This is a genomic window from Nocardia sp. NBC_01730 (assembly GCF_035920445.1).
In the GTDB taxonomy this organism is placed as follows: domain Bacteria; phylum Actinomycetota; class Actinomycetes; order Mycobacteriales; family Mycobacteriaceae; genus Nocardia.
Genome location: NZ_CP109162.1, coordinates 610,259 through 626,037, shown reverse-complemented (window position 1 = coordinate 626,037; position 15,779 = coordinate 610,259). Strand labels below are relative to the sequence as shown.

Genomic DNA, 15,779 nt, shown 5'->3' with positions numbered 1-15,779 from the left:
AGGACGAACGCGACGAGTAAGCGGCGGATCTCGGGTAACGTGAAAGCGATCATGCCGTCTTCGCTGTCGGTGAGTCCCCCTTTGCAGCAATGGTTTTGGTGGCCGCGAGCCAGGCCAGGGCGAGCATCGACAAAGTGATATGCGCATACCAGGCACGCCATTTTCGGACCTGGTAGTGATCGAGGCCCGCTTCGCCCTTGGCTTGCTGGAATGCCTCTTCCACATGCCAGCGCGACCCGGCAGTCCAGGCCAGGTCGACCAGCCGCGTGGTCGCTGGACCGTAGCAGAGGTAGTAGGCGATCTCGAAGGTCCCCTTGCTGTTGGGTGTCAACGCCCGCCGGGCCAGCAGCCAGTGTCCGCGACCGCTGTTCCAGGTGCCCTCGATCTGGCGGCGCGCCCAGTCGTATTCGCGGGGACCGTGCGCACCGGCACCGACCGAGAGTCGCTGCCAGGTGCGGTCCCCGAACTGCGCTACCAGATCATCGGCGCGGGCGATGCGGTCGGCGCGGGTGCTCACCTGCTGGTCGCAGCGGGTGGCCAGCACGTAGAACACGTCGTGGTCCTCGCACCAGTCGCGCAGGTAACCAGCCTGACCGTAGGCTTCATCGGCGGTGAACCATGCGAAGGGCACCTTCGCGGCCAGGGCGCGTTCGAGCATGGCGATCATCTGCTGCGGCTTGGTCGCGAACTCGACCTCGTCGCCGATCCCGGCGTCGCGGCAACGCGCGCGATCGACGGTCCACGATTGCGGAACATAGAGCTCCCGGTCGATCAGGGCGTGCCCGTGCTTGGACGCGTAGGCCAGGAAAACTCCGATCTGGCAGTTCTCGGTTCGCCCGGCGGTACCGGAGTATTGGCGTTGCACACCAGCGGATTTGGTGCCTTTCTTCAGGAACCCGGTTTCGTCACCGGCCAGCACCGCCGCAGGGTCACCGAGGTGTTCGATGACGTAATCACGCACATCGTCACGGACCCCGTCGACGTCCCAGTCCGCGGCCCGCAGCAACCGCTGCATCCCATCCGGGGTGCCCTCACCAGCACGTTCGGCCAGGGTCCACCCATTCTTGCGTTCCAAACCGGCGACCAGCCCTGACACATACTCACCAGCACGTCCCCGCGGTTCAGTGCGGGTAAACCGCTCCCCGATCCTCGCCATCAACGAATCCAGCTCGGCCACAGCACGATCCAACACCACCCGACAGGTCTACCAGCACCCACTCACCTGAGTGGTTGGGTCGAGAGCTGGCGCGGTGACCCGGGCTGATGGAAGGTGAGGGAGCCGCTGTGACCGGGCGGTTTCCCGCTCGGTTGTTCTTCTCCGTCACCGTGACCATCCCTGGTTTCCGTTTCCAGCTCCCGCCCGTCAAACCGTGCAAGCGGTTCTCCCGCACACGGCTTACCGACGTTCTTCACCGGCGGCATTCAACCCTTCCAAGCCCGAAAGGGCCTGGGCAGCACGACAATTCCATCGAGGCTGATCAATCCCAGGTGATCCGGCGAGGCCAGCACCCGGGCCATGCCCCAGCCCCACGCCCGACGCCGGTTGCCTCGTTTGGACAACAACAGCGCCAGCCGGGACAGGGCATAGTTTCTGACCTGACCGAACACCAGGGCGGAGTTTCCGTATCGGAAGTATCCGGCCCACCCGCGGAGGAACAGATTCAGTTCCGCCACGAGTTGTTCGGTCGGTAGCAGCATCCGGGACCGGGCCGTGATCGACCGGATCCGGTCCCGGGCATGCTGCACCGCCCTGCGTGAGGGCCAGCGAGCCAGGAACACCAGGTGCGCCGATCGCGGAGTCCGCCCACGCACCAACCGATTGTGGAAGCCCAGGAAATCCACTCCCTCGCCTCCCTCGGCCAGCTCCACGATGCGGGTCTTGGACTCCTTGCACTCGAGTCCGAGCCCGGCGAGCAAAACCCTCAGCCGCTCCAGCGCGGCCTGGGCCTGTCCCCGTGACCGGCACATCACCACCAGGTCATCGCAGTAGCGCACCAACACTCCGTGCGCATCCGTGTCCCATGCCCGGTCGAGTCGGTGCAGATATATGTTGCACAACAACGGTGACAGCGGACCGCCCTGCGCGGCTCCGGTCACCTCGCGACGCACTACTCCATCGGCCATCACTCCCGCTCGCAGCATCGCGCGCAGCAGCTTCAACACACCCTGGTCACTGACTCGTTCCTCGATCGTCTGCATCAACTTCTCATGCGGAATCGCTGAAAAGCAGTTGGCGATATCGGTTTCGACCACCCACCGGTTGCCCCGCCAGGACTTGTCGATGAGTACCTGCAGCGCGTCGTGTGTCGACCGTTTCGGGCGGAACCCGAAACTGCACGGCAGGAACTGTGCTTCGAAGATCGGCTCGAGCACGATCTTCACAGCCGCAGCCACCACACGATCACGCACCACAGGAATCGACAGCGGCCGTTTCTCACTCGACCCCGGTTTGGGGATGAGCACCCGCCGCGCGGGCCGCGACCGCCACCGATCGTTCTTCAAGTCCTCAGCCAGCTCGTCGAGGAACTTCTCGACACCGTATTCCTCGACCTCGGCCAGGGTGGTCTCGTCGATACCCGGCGCGCCGTTGTTGCGGCGCACCCTCACCCACGCACGCCACAGGACGTCTCTGCGATAGACCTTGTCCCGCAACGCATGAAACCGTCGTCCCGGATCGGCCTTGGCCGACCGGTAAAGCGTGTGCTGCAAGGCTCGAACCGGGTCCAACGACCCCACAGCGACGGAACTAGCCTGACCGGCACTCACCGGGCCCATCCTTTCCAGACACAACGCACGAACGAAGCAGCGGCCCTTCCCTCACCGGCGGTTATGTTGTCCGCTCGGCTCGATCAGTACTACGACCGCCTCCGACTCCCTCCCGGCACCCGATCCACTTCCCGGCTCCACACCGGTTATAGGACAAGCCTTTCCACGCAAAATTTCGCAGTGCGTTTCGGCCGGGGAGGGCCTCCCCAGTTCCCGCCGCCACCTTCTGAACGTTCCGCGCCCTCTACGCCGGGGAGTCCTTCACGGCTGCACATCCAGGCTCTTCACCGCTTCCATGGCCTTCACCGTGAACAGCCCGGCTCGGCTCTCCCTCAATGTCTAACGACGCGGCAGGCTTCGCTCCCGCTACGGACCGCTCAGTCGCTTCCCCCAACGGGGCTTTCGACGCTGGGCTTCGACCCGACCCGTTTCCAGACCGAACCGCCAGCCTGCTACCGGGCCTCCTGGCAGCTACCCGGACCGGACTCACACCGGCAGGCGACGACGAGCTTCCGACACAGGTCATGACCGCAAAACGATCACCTCCTGATCTCTGGGCGCACCAGTTGCAGTACTAGTGCCGCTTCAAGCAACGTAGGGCAGGTAATCGGGCAGCCGGATCTTGGAGTTGACGGCGAACTCGCGTTTGGGTTCTGCGTGCTGGTTGCGCCAGCGGATGTAGGCGCCGATGGCGTCGTCCTGCTCGCCGTGGCTGCGATGGTCGGTGCCGTTGAGCGCGAAGTAGCGCAGCGCGGCGAACTCGGACTCGATCCAGTTCAGCCACGACGAGTAGGTCGGCAGAAGTACCAGTTCCACGTCATTGTCGGCGGCCCATGCGCGGACCTCGGCCTTTTTGTGCGGACCGAAGTTGTCCACGATCACATACAGTCGCTGGCCGGGCCAGCGGGCGCGCAGGGTTTTGAGAAAGCCCAGAAACTCTTGCCAGCGCTTGCGATCCCGGATGCGGTAGTAGATCTGGCCGGTGGCCAGATCCAGCGCACCGAGCAGATGCCGCACCCCCTCGGTGCGGCGATAGGTCGCCCGCAACCGGGCCGGTCGCCGCTTCGGATACCAGCCCTGACCCGGCCGCAGCAGCAGGTTCAGCGGACCGAACTCGTCGGCGCAGATCACCCGCCCGTCGGCGGGCGGGTGATCGTAAAGGTCGAGAACGCGGGCCATCTTGGCGGCGAACTCGGGGTCCTTGCCGGCCTTCCACGTTTTGGTGGCCTGCCACGACACGCCCTCGGCCTTCAAAATCTTGCGCAGCGTCTCATGGCTGATATCGGCGATCTCGTTCTCGCGCAACACATCACGCAGCTTAGCCAGGCTCCACACCGAGAACGGCCAGCCCAGGTCACGGGGACAGCACCGAGCGATCTGACCGATGCGTTCACGCGTCACCCGGTCGGTCTTGCTCGGCCTGCCCCCGCTCATTTTGGACACCGTTGGCGAATTCGGTTGGGGCAGCGTTCATCCGGCAAGATCGACACGGGTATTTCGGGTCCGGGGTTGGTGGAGGTCGTGGTGTCGTTGCGTCCGTGTAGGTGCGATGTGGTTCCGGTGGAGACGGCCCGGGTTGCCCGGGCTGTCTTCCCGGAGGGCTGTCTGGCGATGCGGATGCGCGACGTTCTGGGGCCTGTGTTCTCCGATGACGAGTTCACGCAGGTGTTCTCGCGTCGCGGTCAGCCCGCGATCTCGCCGGCGTTGCTGGCGTTGGTGTCGGTGCTGCAGTTCGCCGAAGGGTTCTCCGATCGTCGAGCCGCGCAAGCGGTTCGGTCCCGGATCGACTGGAAGTACGCGCTGGGATTGGAGCTGAGCGATCCCGGTTTCGATTACTCGGTGCTCAGTGAGTTCCGGTCCCGGCTGATCGTCGGCGGGCTGGAGCAGCGGGTACTCGATGCGGTGCTGGAGGCGGCGCGTCGAGCCGGGCTGTTGAAGGCGGGTGGCCGGCAGCGATCCGACTCCACGCATGTGCTGGCCGCGGTGCGTGACCTCAATCGGCTGCAGTTCGTGACCGAGACGCTGCGTGCCGCGCTCAACGCGCTCGCCGCCGCGGCACCGGATTGGCTGGCCGGCATCGCCGAACCCGACTGGTTCGACCGCTACAGCGCGCGCTGCGAAGACACCCGGTTCCCGAGCCGCTGGGCCGCACGGGCGGCCCACGCGAACCAGGTCGGATCCGACGGCATGACTGTGCTGTGCGCGGTCACGGCCGGCAAGGCACCCGCCTGGCTGCGGCAGCTTCCGGCGGTGGAGTTGCTGCGTCGGGTCTGGGTGCAGCAGTACTACGTCATCGACGACGGGACGGTGGCCTGGCGGGACAAGAAGGATCTGCCCCCGGCGGCGATCCGCTACTGCTCGCCGTATGACGAGCAGGCTCGCACCGGCACCAAACGCGACGCGTCCTGGAACGGCTACAAGGTCCACCTCACCGAGACCTGCGAGCCCGACGCACCGCACTTGATCACTCACGTCGCCACCACCGCAGCCCCGGTTCCGGACATGGCGATGACCGCAGCGATCCACGCCGGCCTCGCCGAGCGGGATCTGCTGCCCGACGTGCATCTGGTTGATGCCGGATACGTCGATGCCGACCTGCTCATCACCGCGCAGCAAGACCACGGCGTCGAACTTCTCGGCCCGGCGAAGGCGCCGACCGGCTGGCAAGCCACAGCCGACGGCGGTTACACCCTGCCCGATTTCACGATCGACTGGGAGAACGAGAAGGTCACCTGCCCGCAAGGCGCCGTTTCCAACTCCTGGAAAGCAGACCGCTCCCAGGACGGGACACCCGTGATCAGGGTGCGTTTCCCCAGCGCAGAGTGCCGTCAGTGCCCGGCACGCGAACACTGCACCCGCTCCAGCACAGGTCGGCGCCTGACTCTTCGGCATCGTGCCCAGCACCAGGCCCTGCAGCTGGCTCGCGCCGAACAGCAGACCGACCAGTGGCAACAGCGCTACCAGCATCGCGCGGGCGTGGAAGGCACCATTGCCCAAGGCATCCGATCCTGCGGTCTGCGCCGATCCCGCTACCGCGGCCTGACCAAGACCAGTCTTCAACACCTACTGACTGCAGCAGGACTCAACCTCAACCGACTCAACACCTGGTGGGAGACAACGCCGTTCGCTCCAACCCGAACGTCACATTTCGCAGCCCTCCGGCCCGCCGCCTGACAGCGGGCCGGAATTCGCCAACGGTGTCCATTTTGGGTCCAGCGCCGCGAACCCTTTCTCGTTGAAATCGTGGATCACTTGGCGCACATAGCCTTCCGAGACCTGCATCAACCGGCAGATCAGCGGCACCGGCTGTCCCTGAGCCGAGGCCATCACCACGATCGCGCGCCGCATCCGCACCGGCTGCTTACTCGTCCGCGCGATCTGCTGCAACCGCCGACCCTCTTCCGGGGTCACCGACCGCACGAACACTTCCGGTTTCCGAGCCACCGGCATCACCTCCGCCAGCAGCATCACCGGCCGACCACCCACGATCAACCCGACACTCGGTTACCGAAGCAACCTTCCTTGAAGCGGCACTAGTTCGCGTACGACGCGGTAGAACATCGCACGGGTTTGGTCACGTGTGCGTGCGGTGTTGTCGAACAGCGCGCCGAGGGGATCGTTCTCCTCTATCAGCAACTGCACAATCTGCTGCTCGAATTCGGTTCGTGAGTCGTCGGCGACGGCGTCACGAAGCAGATGCGGATAGCCCAATCGGAGTACGGCGGCGATATCGTCGGTGGTGAACAGGTCACTCGTGGAATCGGCTGCCGCGGCGCGGACGGTTTCCAATGACCCGCCGCTGGTCGAAAGGCGTCCTGCGGTCAATCGGTCGACCAATCGCTTGATGATGTCGCGGTCGTGCCCGTGGCCAATCGGGGTGTCAGATGTCGAGGCGAGCAGTTGCTCAGCGCGCGTTCGTTCGTCGACGGACGTCAAGGTGCGAATCGCCAGCTCGGCAACGTGCGGCAGCCGGTCGTGCACCACTGTGAGCAACGCCCATCTTTCCGCGTCACAATCCAAAGTCTCGTTCCGCCGGTCGAATTCCGCATTGCCATCCGAGTGCGGGGCATGGTGCCCTCCCCGTACGGGAGGCTCCCGGTGGCGCCTCCGTCCACCCGGCTGTGACGTATTCGGATTGCCCTCGTCGTGCGGATGGACCGGCGGAACGGCACCTTCACGATGTGACCCGTCGGGGTGCTCCTGGGCACGAAGGTCCACCGCGGCCGGCACCAGCTGGTCGGGTCCGATCACCCGGTGCGGGATCCCGCCGATCTCACGGACTGTTTCGGGCGTGCTGGAGAAGTCCCAGAATTCGGGACTGGGGATGGTGGCATCCGCCGCATCGGCGTCCGGCAGGTTGGCGGCTGGATCTCGCTGGAACCAGAATCGCGAAGTGCCGTACTCCCTCGGTACGCCCCACGCCAGGAAGTCGCCGGCGACACGGTTTGGCACGGAGTCGGGGAACGGAGTCACCGCCCGCACGTCGACGTCGAGGTGCGGGGTCCCGTTCGTCTCGAGCCGGTGCACGACCACCGAGTACCGGCCGGGACGCCCGCCGACCAGATCGAGGATCTGGCGAGCGGTCGCGAGCAAGCCCGCGCCGTGGCTCGCCGGCGGAAGCAATTCACCGATCTGTTGGCGCACTACCTCATCGGTCAGATCCGCATGGTCGAATCGGCCGTCGGTGACTTCGAAGACGACCGTGTCGGGATCCTCCGAATTCGCCGCGGTGGGATCACGCTCGAGTGAGTCCGGCGTGTTCCAGGCCGACACCGGGCCCGGGACACCCTCGGGCAGCGACTGCGCAGGCTCCTCGTTGCTTTCACCGACGAACCGTGATTCGAAAGGTGCACCGATCCGCTTGGTCCTGCCCGCGATCTCCGACGGGAATTCCGCGATCGGCCGGGTCGGACGGTACTTCGGGGTTTCGCGATCGGTTTCGGTTTCGGGATCGAGACTTTCGGGAGTCCGCTCGAAGTACATGACCCACCGCTCCCGCACGTGGGCCGACAACGCCGCTTGGTCGAACGGTATCGAGGTATCGGTGTGGATGTCGATGTTCCGCGGATCGATACCCGAACTGTTGTCGAATACCCGGAGTTCGCCGTTGATGCGGGCAACCATATAGACATGGGCTCCGACACCGTGCTCGTCGGCCTTGCCGTAATAATCGTCGAGGATGAGCACGAAATGTCTCTCTGGCAAATCGGCGAAATCTTCGTCGATTCCGACTTCTTGGAATCGGCCACCCAGGTTGTTCTCCTCGTAGCCCTCGCCATCGATCCCGCTGAGGCCGGGTTCGCCGTCGGGAATCACCACGGGAACACCGAATCGGCGCAACCTATGGAGTTGGTGGAACCAGCAGTCGTTCCGGGGCGGATCTGCCGCCGGATCGGCGGGTGCCCGACGGAGACGATGCTGCCAGCGCGGCCGGGTGTCCGGCAGGCGGTGCGGAGCGGTGCTGACTTCGCTGGACCGACCAGCGGTGACGAGGGCGGCGTTCTCCGCTGCGACGGTGGGAATCCTGGTGCGCGGATCCTCGTAGTCGAAGTAGGGGACGACCATCCCCTCGGACACCCGGTTCCGGGGTTCCGCGTCGACGCGGATGGCCCCGAAGTCGGCGCTCAATGGATCCACCGGGGCACTGGCCGCCGGCGCCGTTCCCGGTGCCAGGGCAGCCCGCACATCGGCGGAAGCCGCTTGCACCAGAACATTTCCGGCACCCATGCCGAGTTCGTCGGCATGCCGGACCGGAAGACTGCGCGGCGGGGCGATCATCAGCACTTGCGTGACGCCGGGCAGGCCGTCAGCGCGGGCGGCCAGCGCGACGGTCACGTTGCCGTCGCGATAGCCGAACACATCCTTTCTCGGCAGCGGGTCACCTGATGTGTTCGCTGCCTCGCGGTATCCGTCGAAGCCGGCCAGATTCCGCGTGAGTTGCTCTGCGGCGCGGTCGGATTCACCGATGCCGAACCAGGCGACGGTGGCCGTATCCGGAGAACCGGTCAGTCGCATCGTGTTCTCGCTGTGATTGCGCGCGGCACCGAATGCGCGCGGTAGGTCCCCGTTCTCGTTGTGCACTATCCAGGTCACTGCGGCGGCGGTTTCGCGATCGGCGCCGAACACCATCCGCACGCTGTGCGTTAGGTGGTTGTAGCCGATGGCTCTCGGCTTTTGCATGCGGTGCGCCACATCGGGGTGCGGAAGCTCGGGTTGGTTGACCGCGCGGTTCACCTCGTCCCAAACCTCATCCAGGTGGGCTATTTCAGCCTCCAACCGGACTCGCCGGTACCGATCAGCTGCGTTGTACAGTGCAACCTGCAAGTCTCGTCGTCGCAGTTTCATGGCTAGCAGAGTCGCGGGGTGCCGGTCGGGGTCGTCGACACCGTCCGCATTTCCGATCAGATACGGCTCACTGACGATCAGTGCGTCTTTCTCGCTGCGCGACAACGAGTTCCACCACTGTTTGATCGACGCCGCCCGCAGATGAATCGCCACAACGGAATCGTCGGCATCGGGCGTCAATCCAGGCGCACCGCGGAATTCACCGCGGTCGAACAATTCACCTTGTTGAACCTTCAGACGATTCAGCGCCTGTCCGGCGAGCTCCGCTTCATCCTCATAAGGGTCCCTGACGTCAGCCCACCAGCTCGTGGCACGCGGCTCGGCCGAGGTGTCCGCCACACCGGATAGCGGTTCGAGCGTGTACACCAACTCACCCAAACCAGTTGCTATTCCTGCGATCTTGGCGAGTACCGGCGACGCCTCGTGCGTATACGGATCGCGTGTCAGATGCCGCAGGGGATCAGGCTGCACGGATTTCCCGCGCAGCGGCGGGGTTTTGACTGCGACTGCGTCGAAAGCATCGGCGGCTGGATTCATGCCAACGCCACGCTCGGGCAGACCCGAGAACATGGTCCCGATACCACCCGCTGAGGCACCAGCAGCAGGCACTACGAACACATTGCGCACTCGGTTATCGGAATCATCGAACAGTTCCGAGCTATCGGCGTCGCTGTCTTCTTCGAGCCGAAGCCGTACGACGTCGGCTTTGGTAGCGGGATAGAACTCGCCGGCATGCTTCAGCTTGCCCGCACCGACCGGCTCGACGAGAACTATGTTGTCGCAATCGCCCTCGAGCCCAGACTTCAGGTCAGCGAATTTGAAGAACTCGTCCGACCCGAGCGCATCGTCGGGCACGATGGGCTGACCGTACTCAGCGGCCGCGGCGAGGATCAGGGCACCATGCCCCACCCCGATCAGATCAACGTGCAGTCGATCGCTCGAATCGCGTTGCCGTGGCCGATGGAATGCCGTCAGCTCGCTGAGGAAGGCCCACGCCGCCCGAACCGCCGCCTGGTAGTCGGATACAGCCGCGCTGCTGAGGGATTCATGTGTCAGCCACGCTACGGCCGCCGGCTCGGCGCCGGGGTCGGTTCGCAGCATCGTCTCGACGAGGTCGACCGCCGCCGTCAAGGTGGGATCGAGATTCGAGCTGGTCGTCGCACTGCCATTCACCAGCCACGGCACCGATTCGGTCTGCTGACGGTTGCCTACACTGATCGCCGCGCGGAAAGGTGTGCGGCCGTCAGCGGGCCGCAGCGTCACCAACCGCACCGCCGGAGGGATTCCGCCGATAGCGGCGAGCGCGTCCGGATGCATCGATGCAGTCAATTGTTCAGTGCGCCACAGCGATTTCCACACCGACCACAAATCGCGCCGCCACTGCTGATCCTCCACGCTGAGATCGGCGCCCGGCTTTTCCAGCCGTCGCAGCTCATTCGCGGCCCACAGTCGATTCGCGCAGTCCAGGACCTCATCGGGAATTCCGGTGAGTTGAGCGATCAGCTCCGGGTGCGCTCGCGTCAGTGCGCCCTGCGGCGACGATTCTTCACGCCCGTACACATCCGGACCGAGCCCGCGCCACCATTCTTCGACGGCGTCGGTGAACTTCCGCGCCGCACCCCGGATGTCCCCATCCGCGAGTTCCTGCCGCCCAGCCTCGAACAACGCGTTCAGCTCTTCGAGCGTGGCGGGCGCAATGGCGGGGGTCGGCGCTGGTTCGCGCGGCCAGTACTCCGCCCACAAGGGCGGGAATTCTCCGAAGCGGTTCGGGCGGGGACGTTGTCCGATCCTCGAACGCAGTCCGCCGGTGCCCGGCTCGCGAGCCGCCGTCACGTGGCCACTCTCCAGCGTCAGAACAACCGCCGACCCATCCCCAAGGTAGGTACTCAGTTTGTCTACAGCATCACTGATTTCACTGCGACCCAGTTGTGGCTGTGCGTCGAGCCACTCCTTGACCGCGCTACCCAACTCTCTCCGATCGATATCGCGGAACGTCGGGTCGATCACGGTACGCACGATGCGGAATTCAGCGACCCGGGTTGTCTTCAACTCCAGCCAAGCCGGAGCGTCGGGCCGATCAGCGAAGGTGACGACGACATTGCCGTGGCCGTCGTCGGTCGGCACCATCGTCATGCTGCCACTACCGGCGACCCGCAGGATCTGCGCGAGCAGTTCCTCAACATTTGGGCGCATATTCTCGATGGGCTCGAGATACCTGTGCAATGCGTCGATGTCGATTTCACCCGATGGCCCGACAACGAAAGCGGGCGCCGTCGCGTCGGGTCGACTGATCCCACGCGAATTCGTCGCCCAGTCTTTGGCTGTGGCTTCCGCCCCTACAGTGACAGTCATGGCACGGTCCGAATCGGGACCGGTTATGCGGAGCTCGATCGTCAGTTGGTCGCCGTCCTCGAGTTCCACAAATCCCGGGCGATCGGGTGCCAGCTGCTGAATGCGCCTTATCTCTTGGCCGACAAATTGGCCGGACTCAGCGGTGTCCATTCTGGAATCTGGACGCCGCTTACCAGCGATGTACGCGGCGATGTCATCGGCGATCTTCGCCACCACGTCCAAATCTTCGATCGTCTCCGGGGCTTCGAGCGAATCGGCCAGCGCCACAGTGGTATCCACTCGGATGTTGCGAGCATCGGCGGGCCCAGAGGCGGTCAGCACGACTCGCGGCTGGCAGCCCTCGACGGTCACTAGCAACGACGTCCCGTCGCTGTTGACCTCGACGCACGGCGTCTCGTCGCCAGACCAGCCATCCTCGATCGCGCGGTACGCAACCTGGTTGACGATGTCTTCTAGACCCTCAAAACCGTTGGCACGAATGCGTCTTCCGACGACCAGGGCTTTATCGACGGTGTAGCCGTTGGGGCATGACGCACCCTGTGAACCGTCATCGGTGGAAGCCACTGGGGGGTCCTCGAACGCTCTGGTTCCGTCCCCGGAATCATCCGGCAATTCTTCTGGGGTGGATGGGAAACCACCGGCTGGATGTGTCCCGCCTCGCATCGGCCGCCCGCTGGGCGAGGACGGATAGCGCGGTCCGCCGCGTCGCGTCCGCCATATAGTGGCCGCCCCGCCGAGCAGCGTCTCATCGCTGGGGTAAGGCTCAACGGCTCCTCGCCAGGACGAACCCTCCTCCGGCGCAACAGCATCGCCGCCGGGCTCATCCGTCTGCTCAACTTCGCCGGCAGGCACGCCAGCAGCTGCCGCCATGTCAGAGGACGAGGAAGCCGAGCCGACCTCGTCCTCCCGCATGGCGGCAGCTGCCGGGTGTTCCCGCGGGGATCCTGGCTCACCGAGATCGAACTCGAACCAGGCGAAGGTTCCGTGATCTTCGATTGGTTCCGGACCTGAGCGGTCCGCCCACTGTGCCGTTGCGGCCTCGCGATCCGCGTCGGTGACTGCGCCGGGGCGGAAGTCGAGCTCGACTCGTAACGCCGGGCCGTGCGGGCCGGTGACGACCTCGGCGTACACCCCGCGCTCGTGCGCATCGTCGTAGAGAAGCCTCCGCAGCATCGTCACCGCATCGAGAACGCGGGGATTGCGACGATGCTCGGCAACCAGCTGTCCCAGCCAGTCGGCCAGCTGCTCCGGCGACGCCGACCGGGTCGCGCCCAACCGCAAGCCGACGGCCGCAGCTGAGCCGTCGACGCCGACGCCGTCGGACCACTTCCATCGCACGCCCTCGCCATCGACGACAGCCCGCACCCTCAGCCGCGACGACCGGCGTGTGGCGCGGATGTCCTCCAGTATGGGCTGCAGGCCAGCGAACCGACCGCGCACAGCGTCACGCAGCGTGCGTGGCAGGTGACCGGCCACCGCGTCCAGCTGGTCTGCGGCGGCATCGAGCATGTCCGGATCAGTCGGCGACACAATCCAATCCAGCTCCCACTTGCCGGTGTCCGTCGCCGTCGCTTCCAGAGAGGAGTCCGGGCCGCGTGACACCGTTATCAGTGTGGTCTTCTCCGAAGGGTTGTGGGTTGCGACAACATCGCCGGTGACGCCGGTGAGCCCCGACCTGGCCAGGTCAGCCGCGGCCTCAATAATCTCCGGGTCGGGCCCCGGCAAGCCGCGAACTTTCGCCGCGGCCTCGTCGACACCGACGCCCTGCTCGACGTTCGCACTGGTGCGCCACGTCTGGTCAGAAGTCCATTCCGTACCTGACGGCGAGAACACCGGCGCGGCTGTCTCGTATTCGAACTCTCCGAAGGCGGACTCGCCATACTTGTCTTTGTCATCCTCATATTTGTCACGGTCCTCGAGGTACTTGCCAACTGGAACCTCGAGAACGGGACCCTCGAGCTCTGTGAAGCCCACCTCCGTGAACATGAATTCGGTTTTAGCCACTCGTCCGGTGAAGGTGTTGCGCGCCGAGTTCACCCGGGTGAGGTCCGCTTGCAAGCCAGCATCGAGACTGTCCAGGTCGCCACCGCCGCCGGCCCCGCCTTCTCCCCCACCAACATCCGCCTCCCGGCGCGGCCGGATCCGCTGTGTCTCAATGGTTTCGGACGGCGGCCCATCGGGGTCACCCTCGAGCGGTCCACCACCTCGCCCCCACGGCGCATGCAACCCGACTTTCGCTTTCGAAGCGGTATTCGGCGCAAGCCCGTGCTCGGCCACGAATTGCCCGGTATCCGGTTGACGTTTGTAGACGATGCCGAAGATGGTCCATTCCTCCGGCAGCTGCTGTCCCCAGACATGCGGAACATCGCTCACCTCGGGCCGCAGCTGCCCATCGACACGCTTGAACACGGTCTGGCGCACCATGATCGTGTCATCGCCGTCGGGCAGATGGCTGTTGTCCCGGCCCGGATAGTCGCCCGCCCGGTACACCACAGCAAGGTACGAACCGACCTTGTCCGGCGCGGTCAGGTCCGGCGATTGGGTAGCGCGCACCACGAACCCGCCATGGTCACGAACATGTTGGGCAACCGCGTCCAATGAGTCGAATTCCCCGGATTGTTCGGGTTCGTCGACACCGTGCCAGTCCCCACGGAACGCCGAAGCTATCCAGCCGTAACCCACGCCGCGAGAGGTCAGTCCGGGCGAATTCTTATCAACCTTCGTGATTCCGGCGTCGGGAGCCAATATGGCGGCTGTGTCGACCGCCTCGATCAGGCAGATCATCGGCGCGCCTGGCAACTGCAGGTGGGCGTCGAAGCCGACATCGCTCAGCACCGGTGCTGGGGTGTCACCGGATTCATCGGCGTTGGTGGAGGCGAGCGGGTTGCCCTCGGCGGTGAACACCATCGCCCCGAGCACATCTCCCATCGCACCCCACTGTGCCTCGGTGCGCTCGTCGTACCGGTACTCGCATACCCCGCCGCCGAGATCTTCGGCGAATTCCGGAATCCGGGCGGGGTCAGCGGTCCGCTCGTGCACCCACACTTCGCGATCATCACCCTCGCCCTTCAGGAACAAGGACCAACCGTGCTCCTGCGGCTCCGTCGAGCCCGGCACACGAGCAACGACGTTCACCACGCCGCCCCTCGTCAATACCCGGTCGAAGGCGTCCTCGAATGATGCAATGCCGCCTTCGTGGTACTCGGCACCGATCCCGGTGGGCAGCCATTGCGATCCGGTCGCTTGAATATCCGATTTCGTGGGATCGATACCGCGCCAACCGGTTCGGCTCCATGTGAATCGCAGCATCTCTTCCGCCCACCCCTCGGGCAGGAGGCCGAGTGCCTTCTCGAACTCGTCGATACCGGCGAGCGCCCGCGCCTCGTAGTCCTGGACGTCTCGCGCCGGGACACCGAGCTTCCGAGCCACCTGATGCTCTGTCACGGGCTTGTCATCCAGGTAGAGCTTCTCGATGACGAACAGTTGCACGGTAGGAAGCCGGCGCAGGTGCTGGCGCAGAATCCAGCGTTCACGTGGTGGCGGTCCGGCCGCGAACACCGTCCACAGGGGTTTGATCGCGCCATCCGGCCCGAACTTCACGGGGATTCCGAGATCGCTCTCCTTGCCGACGTCAGCGAACAGCAGCTCGAGCTTGGAGTTCGGAGCCCAGACATCGATGCCGATTCCGGCGGCACGCAGCGAGGTAACAGCGGCCCTGGCCGCTCGCCCGCTGCCTGTGTTGTCCGCCAGCAGCCTCAGCACACCTGTTGGTGCGGCATTCAGCGCTTGCCGCATGCGGGTGTCCGCCGCGAGCAGCAGTCCGAAAGTCGCACCGTCGACGAAAACTTGTTCTCCGGAATCGAGCGCGATCAAGAACTGGTTCCGGTACGCATGCGCATGGATATCGATGAATAGCGGATCCTCCGCGTAGCCTGCCGACGGCGCCTGCAGCCGGAGATCGTAGGACGGCGGATGACCTCCCAACCGGGGGTGCACCCTGGGTTGTCGGGGGTAGCTCGGCCGGTAGGTGAAGCGGTCGTAGCGAATCGGCTTCGCTGCCCAGCGCTGGATTAGTTCGGCGTCGTCACGGGGGGTGAAATCTACTCCGTTGACCGTCCCGTCGTGGCCTCGCGTCACACGGCTGACAATCTGGTCGAGCCGGAACCGGACCTGACTTGTACTTATCTCACCGGTCTCGGTGCGAGCTGTTCCCACGAGAACGGGAATATCGGCCCCGTTCCAGTCCCAATCCTCGATCGCCTCCGCCCCGTCCCCTATCACGGCACGCCAACCCTCCATCACGGCACGCAGTTTCG

6 protein-coding genes (1 of these 6 cut by a window edge) are annotated in these 15,779 nt (G+C 65.0%); 1 reads left to right on the top strand and 5 read right to left on the bottom strand.

Features of this window, described 5'->3' with window-relative positions:
- Positions 1-49: 49 nt before the first annotated feature.
- From OHB12_RS02525 to OHB12_RS02515, 3 genes are all read right to left on the bottom strand, one after another.
- The gene (locus OHB12_RS02525) at positions 50-1,195 is read right to left on the bottom strand and encodes an IS701 family transposase (protein ID WP_327115700.1); all 1,146 of its coding nucleotides are present in this window, start codon (positions 1,193-1,195) and stop codon (positions 50-52) included.
- Between the two features lie 227 nt (positions 1,196-1,422).
- Positions 1,423-2,766: a group II intron reverse transcriptase/maturase gene (gene ltrA, locus OHB12_RS02520; RefSeq protein ID WP_327115698.1), complete on the bottom strand. Its 1,344-nt coding sequence runs from the start codon at positions 2,764-2,766 to the stop codon at positions 1,423-1,425.
- Between the two features lie 585 nt (positions 2,767-3,351).
- Positions 3,352-4,200, bottom strand: coding sequence for an IS630 family transposase (locus OHB12_RS02515; RefSeq protein WP_327115751.1), 849 nt, complete (start codon positions 4,198-4,200; stop codon positions 3,352-3,354).
- Positions 4,201-4,290: 90 nt separating this feature from the next.
- Here OHB12_RS02515 and OHB12_RS02510 point away from each other — a divergent pair, with 90 nt between their 5' ends.
- Positions 4,291-5,940 (top strand): IS1182 family transposase, encoded by a 1,650-nt coding sequence (locus tag OHB12_RS02510; protein WP_327120843.1) that lies wholly within the window; start codon positions 4,291-4,293, stop codon positions 5,938-5,940.
- Here the strand turns inward: OHB12_RS02510 and OHB12_RS02505 are convergent.
- Together OHB12_RS02505 and OHB12_RS02500 are read right to left on the bottom strand one after the other, a co-directional pair.
- Entirely contained in the window at positions 5,908-6,153 is a 246-nt protein-coding gene (locus tag OHB12_RS02505; RefSeq protein ID WP_327115750.1) for a helix-turn-helix domain-containing protein, read from the bottom strand. The genes OHB12_RS02510 and OHB12_RS02505 overlap by 33 nt on opposite strands.
- Before the next feature lie 117 nt (positions 6,154-6,270).
- A protein-coding gene (locus OHB12_RS02500; RefSeq protein ID WP_327115748.1) for an inositol monophosphatase family protein crosses the window boundary here: on the bottom strand, positions 6,271-15,779 show its 3' end. The gene runs 76,417 nt beyond the window's last position; the window shows 9,509 of its 85,926 coding nt (coding positions 76,418-85,926); its start codon lies beyond the right edge, outside the window — the gene reads right to left on this strand; its stop codon occupies positions 6,271-6,273.